The 20,322-nt window shown below is 73.2% G+C and carries 25 protein-coding genes; 18 read left to right on the top strand and 7 right to left on the bottom strand.

Features of this window, described 5'->3' with window-relative positions; translation table 11 throughout:
• Positions 1-7: 7 nt before the first annotated feature.
• The 7 genes from mftB to N912_RS55730 are packed head-to-tail and all read left to right on the top strand — an operon-like array spanning position 8 to position 4,173.
• Complete coding sequence (mftB, locus tag N912_RS63895; RefSeq protein ID WP_028925374.1) at positions 8-289, top strand: mycofactocin biosynthesis chaperone MftB; 282 nt, start codon at positions 8-10, stop codon at positions 287-289.
• Positions 289-1,485: a mycofactocin radical SAM maturase gene (mftC, locus tag N912_RS0130535; protein ID WP_028925373.1), complete on the top strand. Its 1,197-nt coding sequence runs from the start codon at positions 289-291 to the stop codon at positions 1,483-1,485. Before mftB ends, mftC begins: the two co-directional genes overlap by 1 nt.
• 4 nt (positions 1,486-1,489) lie before the next feature.
• On the top strand, positions 1,490-2,176 hold the full coding sequence (gene mftE, locus N912_RS0130530; protein WP_051581032.1) for a mycofactocin biosynthesis peptidyl-dipeptidase MftE: 687 nt from the start codon (positions 1,490-1,492) through the stop codon (positions 2,174-2,176).
• A gap of 22 nt (positions 2,177-2,198) precedes the next feature.
• Positions 2,199-2,525, top strand: coding sequence for an ArsR/SmtB family transcription factor (locus tag N912_RS0130525; protein WP_028925371.1), 327 nt, complete (start codon positions 2,199-2,201; stop codon positions 2,523-2,525).
• Entirely contained in the window at positions 2,506-2,961 is a 456-nt protein-coding gene (locus N912_RS0130520) for an SRPBCC family protein (protein WP_051581031.1), read from the top strand. Before N912_RS0130525 ends, N912_RS0130520 begins: the two co-directional genes overlap by 20 nt.
• Positions 2,958-3,713 (top strand): DUF899 family protein, encoded by a 756-nt coding sequence (locus N912_RS0130515; RefSeq protein WP_211261450.1) that lies wholly within the window; start codon positions 2,958-2,960, stop codon positions 3,711-3,713. The genes N912_RS0130520 and N912_RS0130515 overlap by 4 nt, the downstream gene beginning before the upstream one ends.
• 10 nt (positions 3,714-3,723) lie before the next feature.
• On the top strand, positions 3,724-4,173 hold the full coding sequence (locus tag N912_RS55730) for a nuclear transport factor 2 family protein (RefSeq protein WP_051581030.1): 450 nt from the start codon (positions 3,724-3,726) through the stop codon (positions 4,171-4,173).
• On the opposite strand, the gene N912_RS0130505 is transcribed toward N912_RS55730, so the two are convergent.
• Positions 4,170-5,327: an alkaline phosphatase family protein gene (locus N912_RS0130505; protein WP_051581029.1), complete on the bottom strand. Its 1,158-nt coding sequence runs from the start codon at positions 5,325-5,327 to the stop codon at positions 4,170-4,172. The two genes, N912_RS55730 and N912_RS0130505, sit on opposite strands and share 4 nt — an antisense overlap.
• Before the next feature lie 25 nt (positions 5,328-5,352).
• Between N912_RS0130505 and N912_RS0130500 the strand changes: the two genes are divergently transcribed.
• Positions 5,353-6,156, top strand: coding sequence for a mycofactocin-coupled SDR family oxidoreductase (locus tag N912_RS0130500; protein WP_028925367.1), 804 nt, complete (start codon positions 5,353-5,355; stop codon positions 6,154-6,156).
• Positions 6,153-7,616 (top strand): mycofactocin biosynthesis glycosyltransferase MftF, encoded by a 1,464-nt coding sequence (gene mftF / locus N912_RS55725; RefSeq protein ID WP_051581028.1) that lies wholly within the window; start codon positions 6,153-6,155, stop codon positions 7,614-7,616. The genes N912_RS0130500 and mftF overlap by 4 nt, the downstream gene beginning before the upstream one ends.
• 64 nt (positions 7,617-7,680) lie before the next feature.
• Here the strand turns inward: mftF and N912_RS0130490 are convergent, their stop codons facing one another.
• Positions 7,681-8,319: a DUF5134 domain-containing protein gene (locus N912_RS0130490; RefSeq protein WP_037067475.1), complete on the bottom strand. Its 639-nt coding sequence runs from the start codon at positions 8,317-8,319 to the stop codon at positions 7,681-7,683.
• A 213-nt stretch (positions 8,320-8,532) separates the two neighbouring features.
• On the opposite strand from N912_RS0130490, the gene N912_RS0130485 reads away from it, so the two are divergent.
• From N912_RS0130485 to N912_RS0130455, 7 genes are all read left to right on the top strand, one after another.
• A complete protein-coding gene (locus N912_RS0130485) occupies positions 8,533-8,868 on the top strand; it encodes a DUF6247 family protein (protein ID WP_028925365.1) in 336 nt (111 codons plus the stop codon).
• Complete coding sequence (locus N912_RS0130480) at positions 8,869-9,129, top strand: hypothetical protein (protein ID WP_028925364.1); 261 nt, start codon at positions 8,869-8,871, stop codon at positions 9,127-9,129.
• A gap of 242 nt (positions 9,130-9,371) precedes the next feature.
• On the top strand, positions 9,372-9,899 hold the full coding sequence (locus tag N912_RS0130475) for a (2Fe-2S)-binding protein (RefSeq protein ID WP_028925363.1): 528 nt from the start codon (positions 9,372-9,374) through the stop codon (positions 9,897-9,899).
• A 1-nt stretch (position 9,900) separates the two neighbouring features.
• Positions 9,901-12,318: a xanthine dehydrogenase family protein molybdopterin-binding subunit gene (locus tag N912_RS0130470; RefSeq protein WP_028925362.1), complete on the top strand. Its 2,418-nt coding sequence runs from the start codon at positions 9,901-9,903 to the stop codon at positions 12,316-12,318.
• Complete coding sequence (locus N912_RS0130465) at positions 12,315-13,166, top strand: FAD binding domain-containing protein (RefSeq protein WP_028925361.1); 852 nt, start codon at positions 12,315-12,317, stop codon at positions 13,164-13,166. The genes N912_RS0130470 and N912_RS0130465 overlap by 4 nt, the downstream gene beginning before the upstream one ends.
• Positions 13,167-13,263: 97 nt before the next feature.
• Entirely contained in the window at positions 13,264-14,028 is a 765-nt protein-coding gene (locus N912_RS0130460; RefSeq protein WP_028925360.1) for an SRPBCC family protein, read from the top strand.
• Positions 14,029-14,089: 61 nt separating this feature from the next.
• A complete protein-coding gene (locus N912_RS0130455) occupies positions 14,090-15,127 on the top strand; it encodes a P1 family peptidase (RefSeq protein WP_028925359.1) in 1,038 nt (345 codons plus the stop codon).
• A 46-nt stretch (positions 15,128-15,173) separates the two neighbouring features.
• On the opposite strand, the gene N912_RS0130450 is transcribed toward N912_RS0130455, so the two are convergent.
• Entirely contained in the window at positions 15,174-16,046 is an 873-nt protein-coding gene (locus tag N912_RS0130450) for a TIGR03560 family F420-dependent LLM class oxidoreductase (protein ID WP_028925358.1), read from the bottom strand.
• Between the two features lie 2 nt (positions 16,047-16,048).
• The gene (locus tag N912_RS0130445) at positions 16,049-16,732 is read right to left on the bottom strand and encodes a hypothetical protein (RefSeq protein WP_028925357.1); all 684 of its coding nucleotides are present in this window, start codon (positions 16,730-16,732) and stop codon (positions 16,049-16,051) included.
• Between the two features lie 82 nt (positions 16,733-16,814).
• Here N912_RS0130445 and N912_RS55720 point away from each other — a divergent pair, with 82 nt between their 5' ends.
• Complete coding sequence (locus N912_RS55720) at positions 16,815-17,654, top strand: TetR/AcrR family transcriptional regulator (protein ID WP_051581027.1); 840 nt, start codon at positions 16,815-16,817, stop codon at positions 17,652-17,654.
• Here N912_RS55720 and N912_RS0130435 read toward each other — a convergent pair.
• Positions 17,569-18,210 carry an NAD(P)-dependent oxidoreductase gene (locus N912_RS0130435; protein ID WP_028925356.1) on the bottom strand — a complete coding sequence of 214 codons (642 nt, stop codon included), beginning with the start codon at positions 18,208-18,210 and terminating at the stop codon, positions 17,569-17,571. The genes N912_RS55720 and N912_RS0130435 overlap by 86 nt on opposite strands.
• Before the next feature lie 88 nt (positions 18,211-18,298).
• Here N912_RS0130435 and N912_RS0130430 point away from each other — a divergent pair, with 88 nt between their 5' ends.
• Entirely contained in the window at positions 18,299-18,919 is a 621-nt protein-coding gene (locus N912_RS0130430; protein WP_028925355.1) for a TetR/AcrR family transcriptional regulator, read from the top strand.
• Positions 18,920-18,991: 72 nt separating this feature from the next.
• Here N912_RS0130430 and N912_RS0130425 read toward each other — a convergent pair whose 3' ends face one another.
• Positions 18,992-19,240 carry a MoaD/ThiS family protein gene (locus tag N912_RS0130425; protein WP_342670883.1) on the bottom strand — a complete coding sequence of 83 codons (249 nt, stop codon included), beginning with the start codon at positions 19,238-19,240 and terminating at the stop codon, positions 18,992-18,994.
• Positions 19,241-19,250: 10 nt separating this feature from the next.
• Positions 19,251-20,321: a GTP 3',8-cyclase MoaA gene (gene moaA / locus N912_RS0130420; protein WP_028925353.1), complete on the bottom strand. Its 1,071-nt coding sequence runs from the start codon at positions 20,319-20,321 to the stop codon at positions 19,251-19,253.
• Between the last annotated feature and the right edge of the window lies 1 nt (position 20,322).

The raw sequence follows: 20,322 nt of genomic DNA, 5'->3' as shown, positions 1-20,322 counted from the left end.
TCCGGGCGTGACGTCGGAGTTCGACCCCGACCGGCCCTACCGCCGCAGCCCGTCGGTGGCGCTTCGGCCGGAGCCGTTCGGGGCACTGGTGTACCACTTCGGCACCAGGAAGCTGTCGTTCCTGAAGACGCCCGAGCTGGTCGAGGTGGTGACCGGGCTGGAGCGGCACTCGTCAGTGCACGGCGCCATGGAGGCGGCCGGGGTGGACGCCGCGCAGCGACCGGCGTACCTGAAGGCGCTGGCCGGGCTCGCGGAGGCCGGCACGATCGAACCCGTCGAGGATGCGTGATGAAGCTCACCGAGCACTTTCAGTACGGGCTCAACTCGCCGATCTGCCTGACCTGGGAGCTGACCTACGCCTGCAACCTGGCGTGCGTGCACTGCCTGTCCTCGTCCGGGCGGCGCGACCCGCGCGAGCTGTCCACGGCCGAGTGCAAGGCGGTGATCGACGAGCTGCAGCGGATGCAGGTCTTCTACGTCAACGTGGGCGGCGGCGAGCCGACGGTGCGGCCGGACTTCTGGGAGCTGCTGGACTACGCGGTCGAGCACGACGTGGGCGTCAAGTTCTCCACCAACGGGGTGAAGCTGGACCCGGCGCGGGCCCGGCGGCTGGCGGGTACGGACTACGTGGACGTGCAGATCTCCCTGGACGGGGCCACCGCCCCGGTGAACGACGCGGTGCGCGGGCCGGGCTCGTACGCGACGGCGATGCGCGCGCTGGAGAACCTGGCCTCGGCGGGGTTCGGGCAGCCGAAGATCAGCGTGGTGATGACGCGGCAGAACGTCGAGCAGCTCGACGAGTTCAAGGCGATCGCTGACAAGTTCGGTGCGCAGCTGCGGATCACCCGGCTGCGTCCGTCCGGTCGGGGTGCCGATGTCTGGGACGAGCTGCACCCGACGGCGGAGCAGCAGCGTCAGCTCTACGACTGGCTGGTTGCGCGTGGGGCCGACGTGCTGACCGGCGACTCGTTCTTTCACCTGTCCGCGTACGGCTCGGCGCTGCCGGGGCTGAACCTGTGCGGGGCGGGGCGGGTGGTGTGCCTGATCGACCCGGTCGGGGACGTGTACGCGTGCCCGTTCGCGATCCACGAGAACTTCCTGGCCGGGAACGTGCGCTCGCCGGGCGGGTTCGCCTCGGTGTGGCGGGACTCGGAGTTGTTCGCCGAGCTGCGGGAGCCACAGACGGGTGGGGCGTGCCGCTCGTGCGGTCACTACGACGCGTGTCAGGGCGGGTGCATGGCCGCGAAGTTCTTCACCGGCCTGCCGCTGGACGGCCCCGACCCGGAGTGCGTGCGCGGACTCGGCGAGCAGGCCCTGGCCGCCCGTACCCCGTCCACCGCGATCCCGCGCTCGGACGTGGACCACTCCCGGTCCGCGCCCCGCAACTCCCGGTCCGCGGTCGCGCTCACGCTCGCGCCACCCCCGCGCCGGCCGGACCGCGCCTGCGACGCCAGCCCGCTCGCGGGGATGCCCTCGTACCCGTAGCCGCATGCTGGGCGAGCGGGTGTGGCCGGAGGTGGGCGAGGGCGTCACGGTGCTGGTGCCGGTGGGGTCGGTGGAGCAGCACGGGCCGCACCTGCCGCTGGACACCGATACTCGGATCGCGGAGGCGGTGGCGCGCGGCGCGGCGGCGCGAGCGCGAGCGCAGGCGGGCGCGGACGTGCTGGTGGCGCCGGCGGTGGCGTTCGGGGCGTCCGGGGAGCACGAGGGGTTCGCGGGCACGGTGTCGATCGGTACGGACGCGGTGCGGACGGTGCTGGTGGAGCTGGGGCGCTCGGCCGGGAGGTGGGCGCGGCGGCTGGTGTTCGTCAACGGGCACGGCGGCAACGTCGACGCGCTGCGGGGCGCGGTGGCGCTGCTGCGGGCAGAGGGGCGCGACGTGCGGTGGTACGGCTGCGCGCCACCGCCCGACGTCACCCCGGTGCGGGACGCGCACGCCGGCCGGGTGGAGACGTCGCTGATGCTCGCGCTGGCCCCGGACACCGTGCGGCTGGACCTCGTCGAGGCCGGCAACACCACGCCGCTGCCCGAGCTGATGCCCGCGCTGCGCGCCCACGGGGTCGCCCCGGTGGCGGAGAACGGCGTGCTCGGCGACCCGGCCGGGGCCAGCGCTTCCGAAGGTGAGGCGATGCTGGCCGCGATGGTGGACCAGTTGTGTAGGTTGACGCTTACGTAAGTTCTCGCCTACGTTAGCTCGTATGCAGGCAGTGCTGGAAGCCGTTGTCGAGCCGCGCCGGCGGGAGATCCTGCGCCTGGTGCGCACGGCCGAGTCCACGGCGGGTTCCATCGCCGCGCACTTCCCCGACGTGTCCCGGCCGACCGTGTCGCAACACCTGCGGGTGCTGCGCGACGCCGGGCTGCTGCACGAGCGGCGGGACGGGACCCGTCGGCTCTACCGCGCCCGGCCGGAGGGGTTCGCCGAGGCGCGGGCGTTCTTCGAGGAGTTCTGGGACAGCCGGCTGTCGACGTTGAAGGTCGAGGCCGAGCGCGAGCAGCGGAGGCGTGATGCCCACCGAAACGACTGAGACCATCGTCCGCGAGATCGACATCGAGGCGTCCGCGGAGACGATCTTCGAGTTCTTCGTGGATCCGGAGAAGATCACCAGGTGGCTCGCGCTGGAGGCCGAGCTGGACCCCCGGCCCGGCGGCGTCTGCTACCAGGTGCACGAGGGCGCGCCGCCCGACCGGGGGCGGTTCCACATGCGCGGTGAGTTCATCGAGGTCGACCCGCCCAAGCGGGTGATCTTCAGCTGGGGCTTCGAGAACTCGGACGTGGGCGTGGCGCCCGGCACGAGCACCGTCGAGGTGACCCTGTCGCCGAACGAGTCGGGCACCGGCACCCGGGTGATGCTGGTGCACCGGGGCCTGCCGCCGGCCACGATCTCCGACCACAGCGGTGGCTGGACCACCATGCTGGACAGGCTGGCGAAGGCCGTCCGCGAGAGCGGGGGCGAGCGATGACGGAGCTGACCGGGTCGAAGCTCGGCGCCGAGTGGTGGACCGAGCTGAAGAGCATCACCCTGCACGTGGAGGGCGACCAGCCGCCGATGTGGGCGGCCGGCGCCAGCGAGGAGTACAAGCGTGCCCGCCGCGAGCTGGCCGAGGCCGAGATGGCGCTGCGCGACCAGGTCGAGGCGGTGGCCGCCCAGCGCCGCGAGCTGCCGCCCGGCCCGGTGCTGCCGGAGTACCGGCTGGTCGAGGGGCCGCTCGAGCTGGCGGCCGACGGGCCGGAGATGCCGGTCACGCTGGCCGACCTGTTCGGGCCGCACGACCAGCTGTTCGTCTACCACCTGATGTTCCACGCCGACGACGACGAGGCGTGCCCGATGTGCTCGCTGTGGGTGGACGGCTTCCGCGGCGTCGCGCACCACATCCAGCGCCGGGCCGGGCTGGCGGTCGTCGCCGCCGCGCCGCTGGCCACGCTGCGCCGCTACGCCCGCTACCGGCGCTGGTCCGGGCTGCGGCTGGTCTCCGCGGCCGGCTCGCAGCTGCTCACCGACCTGGGCATGCAGGGCTCGCGCGGCGGGCAGTTCCCCGCGTTCAGCGTGTTCACCCGCGAGGGCGACCGGGTGCGGCACGCGTACACCAGCTGCGCCGACTTCCCAGACCGCACCGGCCGGGGGATGGACCTGCTCTCACCGGTGTGGAACGTACTGGACGTGCTGCCGTCCGGCCGGGGCGACTGGCTGCCGGACAACGAGGTGACGAGCTAGCGTCTCGTCCATGACGCAGGTCGATGCCGCGCGGGCGTGGGTGGAGGCGTTTGCCGAGGGCTGGCGGGCGCCGGCCGGCGCGGACGCGTTCGCCGACCACTTCGAGCCGTTGTTCACCCCGGACTGCCGGCTGATCCAGCCGCTGTCCACCCCGATGGTCGGGCACCGGGGGCTGCGCGAGCGGTTCGCCCGGCCACTGTTCGCGCTGGTCTCGGACCTGCACGGCACGGTGGAGGGCTGGGCGTCGCGGGGCGAGGTGATCTACATCGAGGTACGGCTGGACGGGCGGATCGGCCACCGGGCGGTGACCTTCCGCTCCTGCGACCGGGTGACGCTGCGCGACGGGCTGGCGGTCGAGCGGTTCGCCTACCCCGACCTGACGCCGCTGCTGTGGACCGCCGCCCGGACGCCGCGCGCCTGGCCGCACACCTGGCGCCTGCTGTCCAGCGCCCGGAGCTAGCCCCGCCGGGCCTGCAGCAGCGGGATGTGCTGCTCGGTGGCGGTCAGCGAGCCGTGCTGGCCGATCAGCCTGGTCAGGAACGGTTCGGCCCGCGAGCGGGTGACCCCCGTCGTGCCGCGCGCGGCGACCACCACGTCGCCGATCCGGGCGCGCACCTGGTCGGAGCCGACCGGGCCGAACCAGCCCTCCGCGATCGCCCGCTCCCGGGGCAGCACCCAGGCGCGCTCGCCCAGGCGTGCGGTCCAGGTCGCCAGCACGTCGGCGGCCGCGCCCGGCTCGGCGTACACGTGCCGGGACCGGGGGTCGCCGCCGATCAGCCGCACCCCGGCGCGCAGCTCGTCGTCCGTGTCCGCGTCCAGGCGCGCCTCGGCGGGCACCGTGACCATGCCGTGGTCGGCGGTCACCACCAGCAGCCCGTCCGGCGGCAGCCCCTCGGCGACCAGCGCGGCCACCCGGTCCACCACCGCCAGCTCCAGGCGCCACGGCAGCGAGCCGGGGCCGTAGACGTGGCCGAGCGCGTCCAGGTGCGCGTGGTAGCCGTAGCAGAACACCGGGGCGGGCGCGGCCAGCGCGGTGACCAGCTCGGCGGCCAGGTCGCCCAGGGCGTGCACCCCCCGGTACTGCCCGCCGCGCAGCGCCGCCCTGGTCAGCCCGGAGCCCTCGAAGACCGCCGACGACACCACCCGCACGTCCACCCCGCCGGCCGCCGCCCCGGCCAGCGCCGTGTCCAGCGGCTGGACCGTCTCCGGCGGCAGCGCCTCGCGCTGGTCCACCGACCGCCCGTCCCGGCGCGTCGTCCATCTCAGCGTGTCCAGCAGCTCGCCGTGATCGGCCTCGAAGCTGACCCCGAGCATGCCGTGCGCGCCCGGCGGCGCCCCGGTGCCCAGCGAGCTGAGGCTGACCGGGGTGCTGGACGGGAATCCGGCGGTGAGCGGATCTCCGGGGCCGAGCAGTGAGGACAGGAACGGCGCCTCGGCGGCGTGCGCCGCGAGCTGGTGCGCGCCCAGGCCGTCCACCAGCAGCAGGCAGATTCGCCGCGCCGGCTCGATGCCGAGCGGGTTGGCGCCGCCGTTCAGGGCGGTGAGCAGGGACGGGACGAGCTCGGCCAGCGAGCGCCGGCCGTAGGCGGGGAGTACGGGCGCCGAGTCCAGCATCCGTCCAGCGTGGCACGATCTCGTCATGTCGGGTGCTGGGTTTCGGGTTGCCCTGGTCACCGGGGCGGCGCGGGGCATCGGCGCGGCCGTGGTGCACCGGCTGGCCGCCGACGGCTGGCGGGTGGTCGCGGTGGACGCGTGCGCGGGCACGGACGTCGAGCCGGTCGTGGGCTATCCGCTGGCCACCCGCGACGAACTGGACGCGGTGGTGGCCGCCCACCCGGACACGGTCCGGCCGATGGTGGCGGACGTGCGCGACCAGCCGGCGATGCTGCACGCGGTGCGCCTGGCCGAGGAGGAGTTCGGCGGGCTGGACGCGGCGGTCGCGGCGGCGGCGGTGATGATCGGCGGGCGCCCGCTGTGGGAGGTCGCCGACGCGGAGTGGGACACGATCTACCAGGTGGGGCTGCGCGGGGTGCTGCACCTGGCCAGGGCGGCGGTGCCGGCGCTGCTGGCCCGCCCGGAGCCGAGGTCCGGGCGGTTCGTGGCGCTCACCTCGGCCGCCGCGCACCGCGGCCTGTGGCACCTGGCGCCGTACTGCGCGGTGAAGCACGGCGTGCTCGGGCTGGTCCGGGGGCTGGCCGCCGACCTGCGCGGCACCGGGGTGAGCGCGACCGCCGTGTCCCCCGGGTCCACCGACACCGCGATGCTGGCCGCCACCGCCGAGGTGTACGGGCTGGACTCGCCGGAGCGGTTCGCCGGGCAGCAGTTGGTGGAGCGGTTGTTGTCCGCCGACGAGGTGGCGGCCTCGGTGTGCTGGTTGTGCTCGGCGGAGTCGTCGGCGGTGATGGGTACGGTCGTGCACGCCGACGGCGGGTTCGTTGGATGAGCAGGCTGCCGGACGGCTTTGCGGTGGCGCTGGACGGGCGGGCGCGCGTGTTGTCCGGCGGGGCGGTGGTGCTGGGCGGGTCGCCGATGCGGCTGCTCCGGCTGGCGCCGGCGGCGCGGCGGCTGCTTGCCGGGCGTCGTGAGCTGACCGTCCGCGATCCGACCTCCGCGGCGCTCGCGCGTCGGCTGCTGGATGCGGGGGTGGCGCATCCGGTCGTGTCCGGTCTCGGCGGCCCTTCGGAGGCGGACGTGACGGTGGTGGTGCCGGTCAGGGACCGCCCGGACGGGCTGCGCCGGCTGCTCGCCGCGCTGGACGAGACCGCGCCGGGGCTGGCCGAGGTGATCGTGGTGGACGACGGCTCCGCCTCCGACGCTCGCCCGGTCGACTCCGGCGCCGTGCGGGTGCGCTGGATCAGGCATCCGCGCTCGCTCGGGCCGGCCGCCGCCCGCAACACCGGGCTGGCCGCCGCCCGCACCGAGTACGTGGCGTTCCTGGACTCCGACGTGGTGCCGCTGCCCGGCTGGCTGGCCCCGCTGCGCGCCCACCTGGCCGACCGGTCGGTGGCGCTGGTCGCGCCCCGGATCGTGGCGCTGCCGGGCGACGGCGGTTGGCTGGATCGCTATGAGCGGGCGCGTTCCTCCTTGGACCTCGGCCCGGACCCGGCCCCGATCGTGCCCCGGACCCGGGTGGCGTACGTGCCCAGCGCCGCGCTGCTAGCCCGCCGCGACGCCCTCGGCGACGGCTTCGACCCGGATCTCCCGGTGGCCGAGGACGTCGACCTGGTGCTGCGGCTGCACGCGGCCGGCCGGCGGCTGCGCTACGAACCGTCCGCCCTGGTCGCGCATTGCCACCGCACCGCGCCGCTGGACTGGTGGACCCGCAAGGCGTTCTACGGCACCGGGGCCGCGCCGCTCGCGCTGCGCCACCCCGGCTCGGTGCCGCCGGCGGTGTTCGCGCCGTGGGCGGTGGCCGCGTGCCTGCTGCTCGGCACGGGGCGCCGGCCGGGGATGCTGGCCGCCGCCGGGCTGACCGCCGCGTCGGCGCTGCGGCTGCGCCGCACGCTCGGCGGCTGGCTGCCCCGGCCGTGGCCGACCGCCGCCCGGCTGACCGGGCACGGCCTGCGCGCCACCGCCGCTCAGGTGGCCGGCCTGCTCGTCCGGCACTGGTGGCCGCTCGCCGTGCCGGCCTGCCTGATATCGCGCCGGATCCGCCGCGCCGCGCTCGCCGCCGCGCTCGCCGAGGGGCTGGTCGACTGGTACACCCACCGGCGGGACTCCGGCCTCGACCCCGTCCGCTACCTGCTCGCCCACCGCGCCGACGACCTGGCCTACGGCGCCGGACTCTGGTGGGGCGCGTGGCGCGGGCGCACGCTCGCGCCGCTGCTGCCCGTGATCACCCGCCCGGCCCGCGAACCTCGGCCTCCACGACGTTTCCCCAGCTCAGGACCCGTGAGTGGCTAGGGGTGCTATGACGCCCCTAGCCACTCACGGGTCCTGACCAGCGGCTATGGTGAGGAACGCGGGCTCAGGTCATCGCGACGAGCATGATCACGGTGCCGAGCGCCATCACGGCCTCGCCGAGCACGGCCGGACGGGGCAGCGCGAGCGTGCCGTCGCCGCCGCGCCTGGTCAGCGTGGACACGGTGGCGAGCAGGAAGTAGCAGGCCAGCGCCCACCCGACCAGCGCGAGCGCGCCGTTGAGCGGGGTGTCCGCCGGGCTCGCGGGCACCACCCCGATGGCGACCGTCGAACCGTGGTGCCCGCCGTGCCCGGACCCCACTGTTACTGCCTGCACGGGATCCGGACCGTGCGGCATCGGCGCCAGCGCGCACATGTAGATCATGGCCAGCCCGCCGACCAGGTGCGATGCCGGTCCGCCGCACACCCGACCGGCCCGCGCCCTGCTGACCAGCGGCCACAGCGCGAGCGCCGCGAACGCGCCCGCCCACCACGGCCCGTGCGGCGTCAGCGGCCCGAGCTCGGCCCCGACCGCCGGCCCGGCATACCCCGCCGGGACCGCCCAGGCGGCGTTCTCCGCCATGGCCAGCGACATGATCGCCATGCCCAGCGCCATCAGCATGCCCGGCAGGTCCCTTCGCACCCCCCGGTGCCCCGCGACCAGCGCGAACGCCGCCGCCAGCGTCATGCCAAGCCAGCCCGGCATCACGGACCTCCCCCATTCGCTCGCCGTTTCGGTGTCTCCCGAGATACCGACCTGTGGATCATGACCCGTTGATCGCGCAGGCCTCGATATAGCGACGAGCGGTCGGGTGCAAACGCTAGGCGGTCGTCCAGGCCTCGGCGACCGGCATAAGGGTGACCGATCCGTGGCATCGCGAAGCGGGACATGCCGTCCAACTACCGCTAGCGTGTGCGCATGGCCTCTCCCGCGCGCTTGTCCCACGACGAGCCATTGCCGCCGGCGGCCGACCCGGTCGCGATCCGACGCTGCCTGACCCCGGACGTGGCGGCGGAGTTCGACCGGGAGTGGGAGACCGTCCTGGATCGCGCGAAACAGACCAAGGATCTTTCCGACATCCACGACCTGCTGGCGAAATGGCGGCTGTTCGCCCACGCCGAGCTGAAGGAACCGGGCAGCTACTTCCGCGTGCTCGCAACCGCCGCGCACACGGCGGCCACCGGCCGGGCGCCCGCCGGCAGCGTGTCCGGAGATGAGATCAAGGAGCTGATCCGCGCCCGGCTGGGGCGGTAGGTGTACCGGGTCGTCGTCTATCCCGACGCCCAGGAACAGATCGCGGCGCTACCCGACGAGGCCCTTGCCGGCTACGCCGATGCGTTGGGCGCGATCGAACTAGCGCCGTGGAATGGCCCCCCGCACCACAAAGGCAACCCGAACGGCGCGGTCCGACGCTGGCCGTTCGGTCCCAGGGCTGCTGGCCATGTCGTCTATCTGATCTTGGACGACCATGATCGGCGGGAGGTTCACGTCCTGCTCGTCCAGTACCTGGATTGATCACCCGGCCGGCACTGGTCCGAACGGGTGGAATCGACGCGAGTGTGGACCCGCGTGAGCGGAGGCTTTCGGGGGTTTGTGCCGCGGCTGCGGCAGCCGTTGCGCGCATCCGCGAATAGACGAGACTGTGGGGGTCTCCCTGCGGGTTATCGGGCATCGCCTGATCTTGCGGCGCCCGATCATCCGGAGTTGCATGTGTTGGCTGCCACAAGAATGTGCGCGGCAGTGAGGAGTAGAAGGTCATGGCACAGGTTCGGGTCACCGTCGACGGCGTCGAGTACGCCGACGATGTCGAGCCCCGCATGCTGCTCGTCCAGTACCTGCGTGAACGACTTGGCAAGACCGGGACCGTCGTCGGCTGCGACACCAGCAACTGCGGTGCGTGCACGGTCCACCTCAACGGGCAGAGCGTCAAGTCGTGTTCGGTGCTGGCGGTGCAGGCGGACGGCAGCGAGGTCACCACCATCGAGGGGCTGGCCAGGGACGGCCAGCTGCACCCGATGCAGCAGGCGTTCAACGACAACCATGCCCTGCAGTGCGGCTACTGCACGCCAGGGATGATCATGCAGGCGATCGACCTGCTCGGGGACAACCCGGACCCGAGCGAGCACGAGGTCAGGCACGGGCTGGAAGGCAACCTGTGCCGGTGCACCGGGTACCAGAACATCGTCCGCGCGGTGCGCGACGCCGCGCAGAAGATGAAGCCGGGCGCGGCCGCCAGCCCTGAGTCGGCCCAGTCCTCGGCGTCTGTCGCGGGAGGCGGCGGCTGACATGACCACCACCGAACCGGCGCCAGCCCCCACCACCGAAGTTGGCCGCGCGCGTACCCGCAAGGAGGACGCCAGGCTGATCACCGGTCGGACCAGATGGACCGACAACATCACGCTCAACGGGATGCTGCACGTCTCCATGGTGCGCAGCCCGGTGGCCCACGCGAAGATCAGCGGCATCACCGTGGATGCCGCCAGGCAGGTGCCAGGGGTGGTCGCCGTGTTCACCGGCGCCGACCTGGACGCCGAGCAGTCCGCCCTGCCGTGCGCGTGGCCGATCAACGCCGACGACCCGCTGCCCCGGCACGTCTCCATCGCCACCGACACCGTGCGGTTCGCCGGTGAGATCGTGGCGATCGTGGTGGCCCGCGACGCCGCCACCGCGCGCGACGCCGCCGAGGCGGTCGAGGTGGACTACGACCCGCTGCCCCCGGTGCTGGACATGGAGGCCGCGCTGGCCGACGGCTCCACGCTGGTGCACCCCGAGCACGGCAGCAACAAGTGGGCGTTCTTCCCGTTCGACTCGGTGGCGGCCGGCGCCACCAGCGGGCCGACCGCGGACGACGCGATAGCGGCCGCCGAGGCCGACCCGGACTCGGTGGTGGTCAAGCGGCGGTGGCGCCAGCAGCGGCTGATCCCGTCGTTCATGGAGCCCCGCTCGGTCGTGGTCGACCCGACCGGCGAGCAGCTGACCATGTGGTCGGCGACCCAGATCCCGCACGTGCTGCGCACCATGCTCGGGCTCACCCTCGGGCTGCCCGAGCACAAGCTGCGGGTGATCGCCCCCGACGTGGGCGGCGGGTTCGGCGGCAAGCTGCAGCTGATCCCGGAGGAGATCCTGGCCACCCTGGTGGCGCGGCGGTTGTCCAAGCCTGTGAAGTGGACCGAGACCCGCTCGGAGTCACTGCTCTCCGCCCACCACGGCCGCGACCAGATCCAGGACGTCACGGTGGCCGCGAAGAAGGACGGCACGCTCACCGCGCTCAAGATCGAGCTGATCGCGGACATGGGCGCCTACTTCGGGCTGTTCACGCCCGCGGTGCCGGTGTTCGGCTGCTTCATCGGCCCGGCCGTGTACAAGGTGCCGTCGTACGGGTTCACCTGCACGGACGTGTTCACCAACAAGACGCCCACGGACGCCTACCGGGGCGCCGGCCGCCCGGAGGCCACCTTCGCCGTCGAGCGGATCATGGACGAGCTGGCCGCCGAGCTGGGCCGCGACCCGCTGGAGCTGCGCGAGCAGAACTGGATCAAGCACGAGGAGTTCCCGTACACCAACGCCGGCGGGCTCACCTACGACTCGGGCAACTACGAGGCGGCCACCGCCAAGGCCATGCAGATGTTCGACTACGCCGGCCTGCGCCAGGAGCAGGAGCGCCGTCGGGCGGCCGGTGACCGGACCCAGCTCGGCATCGGGATCTCGGTGTTCACCGAGATGTGCGGGCTTGCCCCGTCCCGGCTGCTCGGCTCGCTGGGCGCGGGCGCCGGCGGCTGGGAGCACGCGGCGATCCGGGTGCTGCCCACCGGAAAGGTCGAGGTGGTCACCGGCTCGTCCGCGCACGGCCAGGGGCACGAGACGGCGTGGAGCCAGATCGTGGCCGACCAGCTGGGTGTGCCGTTCGAGGACGTCGAGGTGCTGCACGGCGACACCCAGGTGTCCCCGAAGGGCCTGGACACCTACGGCTCGCGCTCGCTGCCGGTCGGTGGCACGGCCGTGGTCAAGTGCGCGGAGAAGGTCGTGGACAAGGCCAAGAAGGTCGCCGCGCACCTGCTGGAGGCGTCCGAGGACGACCTCGAGTTCGGCGGCGGGAAGTTCTCGGTCAAGGGCACCGACAAGGGCGTGACCATCCAGGAGGTCGCGCTGGCCACGTTCACCTCGCACAACTTCCCGGAGGGGATGGAGCCCTCGCTGGACTCGGAGTACACCTTCGACCCGGAGAACTTCTCCTTCCCGCACGGCACGCACCTGGCCGCCGTGGAGGTCGACACCGAGACCGGACGGGTGCGGCTGCGCAGCTACGTCAGCGTGGACGACGTGGGCAAGGTGGTGAACCCGCTGATCGTGGACGGCCAGGTGCACGGCGGGCTGGCCCAGGGCATCGCGCAGGCGCTGTTCGAGGAGGCCAACTACGACGAGCAGGGCACCCTGGTGACCGGCACGTTCGTCGACTACACGCTGCCGTCCGCGGCCGACCTGCCCAGCTTCACCACCGACCGCACCGAGACGCCGGCGACCACGAACCCGCTGGGCGTCAAGGGCGTCGGGGAGGCCGGCACCATCGCCTCCACCCCGGCCATCGTGAACGGCGTGATCGACGCCGTGCGGCACCTCGGCGTGCGCCAGGTCGAGATGCCGTGCACCCCGCAACGCGTGTGGCGCGCCATCCATGACGCGAACGAGACAGGAGCAGCTCAGTGATCCCGGCCCAGTTCGACTACGTCCGCCCCACGTCGGTGGACGAGGCGGTTCGCGCGCTGTCCGAGGGAGGTGATGACGTCAAGATCCTCGCCGGCGGGCAGAGCCTGCTGCCGGTGCTGCGGCTGCGGATGGCCGCGCCGGAGCTGATCGTGGACCTCGGCGGCATCGCCGAGCTGCGCGGCGTGCGCGAGGACGGCAACGAGATAGTGGTGGGCGCGATGACCACCCACCACGACGTGGTGAACGACGAGCTGCTGCGCGAGCACGTCGGCCTGCTCCCGGACGCGGCGGCCACCGTGGCCGACCCGCAGGTGCGCCACCGGGGCACCCTGGGCGGCTCGCTCTCGCACGCCGACCCGGCCGGTGACCTGGGCGCGGTGGCGCTGGCGCTGGACGCGTCGTTCGTGATCGCCGGTCCTTCGGGCCGGCGGACGGTCCCGGCGAGTGAGTTCTTCCAGGACTACTTCACGACCGCGACCGGCGAGGACGAGATCCTCACCGAGATCCGCTTCCCGCGCTACACCGGCTGGAAGCACCACTACGAGAAGTTCAACCGCACCGCGCAGGCCTGGTCGATGGTGGCCGTCGCGGTGGCCCTCAAGGTGGACGGCGGGACGATCTCCGAGGCCAGGATCGGGCTGACCAACATGGGCTCGACGCCGATCCGGGCCTCCGGGGTGGAGCAGGCCCTGGTCGGCCAGCCGGCCACCGAGGACGCCGCCCGCGCGGCCGCCGAGCACGCCACCGAGGGCACGTCCGCGCCGAGTGACGCGGATGCGGCTTCGGACTACCGTGAGCATCTGGCCAGGGTGCTCACCGGACGAGCGGTGCTCACCGCCGCCGGCTGACGCCGATACAGGACACGCGGACGCCCGCCCTGGCCGGTTGGCAGGGCGGGCGTCCGTATGCTCAAACGGGGTTTTGTAGAACGGAGACTTGAAGCCAATGCAGCTGGAGAACACGTTCACCGTGCCGGCCGGGATCGACGAGGCCTGGGCGGCGTTCAACGACCCGCGCCGGGTAGCGCCGTGTTTCCCCGGCGCCACCTTGGACAACTACGAGGGCGACTCGTTCACCGGGACGGTCAAGGTCAAGCTGGGTCCGATCTCGCTGACCTACAAGGGCAAGGGCACGTTCGTCGAGCGTGACGAGAAGGCCCGCAAGGTCGTGATCGAGGCGTCCGGGCGGGACTCGCGGGGCAACGGCACCGCCAGCGCCACCGTGACCGGCACCCTGCACGCCGACGGCGACAACCAGACCACCGTGAAGATGGTCACCGACATGACGGTCACCGGGCGGCCGGCGCAGTTCGGCCGGGGCGTGATGGCCGACGTCAGCGACAAGATCGTCGGACAGTTCTCGTCCTGCCTGGCCAACAAGCTGGGCAAGTCGGACGAGGCCGCCGCGCCCGAGACCGCCGCCGCGTCATCGCCCGCCGCCGCGGAAGCCGGCGCCGAGGGGTCCGCGGCAAAGCCGGCCGCCGCCACCAAGACCGCCCCTGCCCCGGCCGCGAGCACGGCCAGCGCCAACGGCGTCGCGCCCAAGCTGGCCGCCGCTCCCGAACCCAGCACCCGCAGCGAGGTCGACGCCATCGACCTGCTGGACACCGCCGGCGCGCCCGTGCTCAAGCGCCTCGGCCCGCTCCTGATCGGCCTGCTGGTCGTTTTCGTCGTCATCCGCCGCTCCCGCCGCCGTCGCCGCAGCTCATGACCCGTGAGTGGTTAGCGTTGCCATAGCAACGCTAACCACTCACGGGCTCTGACCAGCGCTGATGCGAGCGGGAGAGACGAACGGGCTGACGGACGTGCCCGGGCTGCGGGTGGGGCATGCCACGCTGCGTGGCCCGGGGGCGTTGACCGGGACGACTGTCGTGCTCACGCCGGCGGGCGGGGCGGTTGCGGGCGTCGACGTGCGCGGCGCCGCGCCGGGCACCAGGGAGACGGACCTGCTCGACCCACGGCGGTTGGTGGATCGGGTGCACGCCGTGGTGTTCAGCGGCGGTAGTGCGTACGGGCTGGCGGCGGCCGACGGGGTGATGCGGCGGCTGGAGGCGGACGGGGTCGGCTTTCCGGTCGGGCGCGAGCCTGGACACGTGGTGCCGATCGTGCCCGCCGCCGTGGTGTTCGACCTGCTGCGCGGCGGTGACTTCGGGGCGCGGCCGGACGCGTCGACCGGGGCGGCGGCGTACGACGACGCGCGCGCGCCGGCCGGGTCGGCGGCGGTGCGGCAGGGCGTGATCGGCGCCGGGACCGGGGCGGTGGCCGGCGGGCTGAAGGGCGGCGTGGGCAGCGCCAGCGCGGTGCTCAGCGGTGGGGGCACGGTGGCCGCGCTGGTCGTACTCAACGCGGCCGGCTCGGCGGTGCACCCGGAGACGGGCGAACCCTACGGCGCGCGGTACGGGCTGCCCGGCGAGTTCGCAACGCTACAAAGACCGGACCCCGAGGAGCTGGCCGCCGTGCGAGCGGCCGGCACGCTGCGGACCGCCGTCGAGGGCCCGCTGCGGGCGACCACGCTGGCCCTGCTCGGCACCGACCTGACGCTGACCAAGTCGCAGTGCACGCTGCTGGCGGGGATGGGCGCGGACGGCCTGGCTCGCGCGGTCCGCCCGGTGCACACCATGCACGACGGCGACACCACGTTCGCCCTGTCCACCACCGCGCGCCCCGCCCCCGACGGCGACGACCTGCACGAGCTGCTGGCCGCCGGCGCGGACTGCGTGTCCCGAGCCATAGTCCACGCCCTCCTCGCCGCCGACCCGGTAGGCCCGTACCCCTCGTACACGTCCGCACTCCCCACCGCCGTGCCGTAAACCGCCCGCGAGTCGGGGATTTTGTCAGGGTGAGTCGGGGTTTTTGTCAGCGTTCCCGGCTGTCGAGGGCCACCGCCGGCGCCAGCCGGGCCACGTCCGCCGGGGTCCACGGCCGGTTCTGGATCACCACCACGTGCTCGATCCCGATCTCGGCCAGCGCCGCGCACCGCTTCGCGAACTCCTCGCCGGGCTCGCCGTCCTCCAGCCGGGTGCTCACCGTCTTCTCGATCGCGTCGAACGGCCGGCCCAGCCGTTCACAGTGCTCGGCCAGCACCGCGAGCTTGTGCCGCAGCGTCCGCCCGCCGTCGGGGATGTCGAACAGGTTGCACGCGTCGGCGTACTCCGCGACCAGTGGCAGCGTCCGCCGCTCGCCCATGCCGCCGATCAGGACCGGCGGATGCGGCCGGCTCAGCGGCGCCGGGTGGGCCAGCGGCCGGTCCAGCCGGTAGTGCTCGCTGTGCACCGGGCTCTCGTCGCCCGACCACATCCGGCGCGCGATGCGCAGCGTCTCGGCCAGCCGCTCGAAGCGCTCGGCGACCGGCGGCAGCGGCAGGCCCATCATGTCCGCCTCGACCCGGTGGTAGCCGGCGCCGACGCCCAGCCAGGCCCGCCCGCCGGACAGCACGTCCAGCGTGGTGACCGCCTTGACCAGCAGCGCGGGCGGCCGGAACGTCACGCCGGTGACCATCGTCCCCAGCCTGACCCGCTCGGTGCGCGCGGCCAGGAACCCGAGCGTGACGTACGCCTCCAGGGTGTCGTCCTCCAGCCGCTGGTTGGGGTCGACCGCGAGCAGGTGGTCGCCGATCCACACGGTGTCCACGCCGACCTCGTCGGCCGCGCCCACCGCCCGGCCCAGCCCGTCGCGGACCGGCGCCGGCCAGGCGTGGTTGTTGATGTTGATGTTGATGCTGACGCGCATGATCAGTTCCCTTCTCGGCGGGCGGCGCGTTCCCGGGGGATCAGGAAGCTGATCGCGACCAGCCAGGCCATCCCGGTGAACCGGCCCAGCGGGATCAGCGGCGCGGCCGGCGTGACCACCAGCGACACGCTGGACAGCACCGATACGGCCGCGATCACGAACCCGACCACGCACAGCCACCGGGGCGCCCGGCGCAGGAACCACGACGTGATCGCCAGCCCGAAGACCAGCAGCCCGAGCGCGGCCACGTGCCCGGGACCGCCCAGGACGAACGACAGGAAGTGCAGGACGTGGGTGAGCCCGGGCTGCTCCACCGCCACCGGCTGGCCGAGCACCCAGCCCACCAGCGCGCTCACCGCCAGCAGCACGCCGGCCACCACGCCGCCGACGCCGGCGATGGTCGGCCCCGGGGCGTTCGGCGCCAGGTAGGTCAGCCGGGACAGCGCCAGCGCGCTGAACAACACCAGGAACACCGCCGAGAGGAACATCATGAAGCCGTTGAGCTGCGAGGACATCAGGTTCGCCGCGAAGTGGGCGTGCACCGTCGCGGTCGGGCCGAACGGCGAGGGGATGCCGCCAGCGCCGCCGAAGAACCCCGGCGCGATGAACAGCACCACGAACGCGATGGCCGGCGCCGCCAGCGGCGGCCCGGGATGGGCGGGACGGGTCTTGAGTGGGGTCGTCATGGTCGCTCTCCTTTGTGTCTCACGAACTTTAGAGTGACCATAATTTTAGAGTGACAAGACGTCAAGGTGTTAACGTCGTCCGATGCGAACCTCCGGGCCGGGTCTGCGTGAGCTCAAGAAGCGCCGGACTCGTCGGCGCATCGCCGACGTCGCCCTCGCGCTGTTCGCCGAGCGTGGCTTCGAGCGGGTGCCGGTGGCCGAGGTGGCCAGGCGCGCCGAGGTGTCCGAGGCGACCGTGTTCAACTACTTCCGCACCAAGGAGGACCTGATCTACGGCGACATGACGGCCTTCGGCGACGCCCTGCTCACCGCGCTGCGCACCCGCCCGCCCGGCCAGCCCGTGCTGGCCGCCTTCCGCGCGGTCATGCTCGGCCCGCACGGCCTGCTCGACGCCGCCGCGCCCGCCGACCAGGAGCGCATCGCCACCATCGCCCGCCTGATCAGCACCAGCCCGTCACTGCGCGCCCGCGAACGCCAGGCCGACGACGACTACGCGCGCTCGGTGGCCACCCTCCTCGCCGAGGAAACCGGCGACGACGTCCAACCATGGGCGGTTGCGCACGCCCTGGTAGGAACCCACCGCGCCCTCATCCACTACGCCCGCTCCCAACTCCTCTCCGGCCAGGCCGGACCCACCCTCCCGCACCGAGTCCGCGCCCAAGCCACCCGCACCCTCACCCTCCTGGACGCCGGCCTCCGCACCTACGGCACCCGCCCGTACCCCCCGTCCGCGAGTCCGGCGTCAGAGAGGGAGCGCAGCGACCGACTTCAGGTGAGCGAGCTTGCGAGCGAGCCAATGTCACAGCACACCGAGTCCGGCGTCTCAGCACACGGCGTCAGTTCGCCACCCGGACCGCCGCCCGCACCGTCGCCGGGTCATCCAGGACCGCCAGCATCGAGCGGGCCAGGTCCGCGCGGGTGATCGACCAGGCCCCGTCCAGCCGGGAGTCCACCGCCGAGCGGTACCGCCCGGTGGCCGGCTTGTCGGTCAGCCTCGGCGGGCGGATGACCGTCCAGTCCAGGTCGCCGGCGCGGGTGCGCAGCAGCTCCTCCATCCGCGCCATGTCGTCGTACCCGCCGCCGAACGCCAGGTACAGCCCCTTGACCAGCAGCCGCTCGAACGGGCTGCGCTGCTCGCGCGGACCCATCGGGCCGGCGGTCAGCGCGACCAGGCGCCGGACGCCGGCGGCGCGCATGGCGTCGAGGATGTGCGCGGTCCCGGCGGAGTACACGGTGGTCGGCGCCCGCCCGGTTCGGCTGCCCAGCGCGGACAGCACCGCGTCCGCCCCGTCCACGGTGCCGGCCAGCGTCGCGGCGTCCAGCACGTCGCCCGCGCGGACGGTGAGCCCGGTGTTCTGGAGGTCCGCGAGTGCGGCGGGGTTGCGCGCCACCGCCGTGACCTTGTGTCCGTCGGCGAGCGCGAGCCGGATCAGCTCGCGGCCGGTCGGCCCGGTGCCGCCGAAGACCGTGATGTTCATGTCGGCTCCTCCACTATGGTGGGTGAGCATTTACTCACCACTTCACCTACGGTAGTGAGCATTTACTCACCGCGCCAGGAGGATTTCGTTGCCGGCGAGAGACACAGAGACCGCCCGCTCGACCAGGGACCGGCTGCTGGACGGCGCCGCCGAGGTGATGCGCGCCCGCGGCCTGGCGCACACCACGACCAAGGAGATCGCCAAGGCGGCCGGCTACTCGGAGGCGACGCTGTACAAGACGTTCGCCGACAAGGTCGACCTGTTCCTGTGCGTGCTCACCGAGCGGCTCCCCCGGGTCGACCTGGTCTCCGAGGACCTGACCGAGCGGGTCGGTCGCGGCACGGTCGCGGGCACCTTGCGGCAGGCCGGTGAGCAGATGCTCGCGTTCTACACCGAGTCGTTCCCGATCTCCGCGTCGGTGTTCGCCGACGCCGCGCTGCTGGTCCGCCACCGTGACGGAGTGCTGGCCAGGGGGCCGGGGCCGGCGAGGGCCAACCAGGCGGTCGCGGAGTACCTGCGGGCCGAGCAGGCGGCCGGGCGGGTCTCCGACGATGCCCGGCCGGACGCGGTGGCGGCCGCGTTGGTCGGTGGTTGTTTCCAGCGGGCGTTCCTGGTGGCGTTCACCGGCGAGGCGTTGAGCGAGGCCGGGCGGTCGGAGTTCGTCACGGACCTGGTGGCGACCCTGCTCCCGGCGCTGGAGCGGACCTGACAGAAATCCCGACTCACCCTGACAAAATCCGCGACTCGCGGACAGACAGGGACCCGGGGGACGGGCGGGCGCTTAGCCGCCGGCGAAGGGGGGGAGGACGTCGAGGGTGGCGTTGGGGTGCGGGCGGAGGGTTTGGTCACGGACCGCTACTTCGTCCAGGAGGAGGCTTGACGCCTTGAGTACGCGGGCCAGTGGGGCGCCGTGGCGGGCTTCTAGCTGTGACAATATGTCCGCTACGGTGGCGCCCTCTGGGAGCGTGACGGCCTCGGAGGAGACACCGCCGGCCGCGGCTCGGGCGCCGGCGAAGTAACGGACGGTCACGGACACGGGGTTAGCCTCCGATTGCGCTCATCGGGCGGTCGGGCTGCAGGAAGTTGGGGTCGTCGATGCCGTGGCCGGCGAGCTTGGCCCACATCGCGCCGCGCCAGGCGTCCGCGATCTCCTCGTCCGTCGAGCCGCCGCGCAGCAGGGCGCGCAGGTCGGTCTCGGTGCGGGCGAACAGGCAGGAGCGTAGCTGGCCGTCGCCGGTGAGCCGGGTACGGTCGCACGCGCCGCAGAACGGCCTGGTCACCGACGCGATCACGCCGACGACGGAAGGGCCCCCGTCCACCAGCCAGCGCTCGGCCGGCGCGCCGGCGCGCTCGGTCGGGTCCGGGGTGAGCACGAACGCCTCGCGCAGCCGGGACAGGATCTCCGCCGCCGTGACCATCTCGGTGCGCTGCCAGCCGTGCTGGGCGTCCAGCGGCATCTGCTCGATGAACCGCAGCTCGTAGCCCGCGTCCAGGCAGTAGCGCAGCAGCGGCACCGCCTCGTCGTCGTTGACCCCGCGCAGCAGGACCGTGTTCACCTTGACCGGGTCCAGCCCGGCGGCGCGGGCGGCGGCCATGCCGTCCAGCACGTCGGTGATCCGGTCCCGGCGGGTGATGGTGGCGAACCGCTCGGGCCGCAGGGTGTCCAGCGACACGTTCAAACGGTCGACGCCGGCGTCGGCCAGCCCGCGCGCCCTGCGGGCCAGGCCGATGGCGTTGGTGGTCAGCGAGATCTCCGGGCGCGGGCGCAGCGCGGATACCCGGGCGAGGATCGACTCCAGCCCGCGCCGCAGCAACGGCTCGCCGCCGGTGAACCGCACCTCCTCCACGCCCAGCCGGCGCACCGCGATGGTGACCAGCCGGACGATCTCGTCGTCGCTGAGCAGCTCGTCGCGGGGCGTCCAGTCCAGGCCTTCGGCCGGCATGCAGTACGTGCAGCGCAGGTTGCATCGGTCGGTCAGCGACACCCGCAGGTCGGTGGCGACCCGGCCGAACCTGTCGATCAGCCTCGGGTCGTCGGGCCGGGCGGGATCGCGGACGCCGAGTGGCTTGGCGCCTCGGATGCCGGGCAGGCCGAGTTCGGTGGCTGACATA

Source organism: Actinospineispora acaciae DSM 45401 (assembly GCF_000620785.1).
Classification (GTDB): Bacteria; Actinomycetota; Actinomycetes; order Mycobacteriales; family Pseudonocardiaceae; genus Pseudonocardia; species Pseudonocardia acaciae.
The sequence above is the reverse complement of the archived record's forward strand: the minus strand, read 5'-3'. Positions and strand labels throughout refer to the sequence as shown.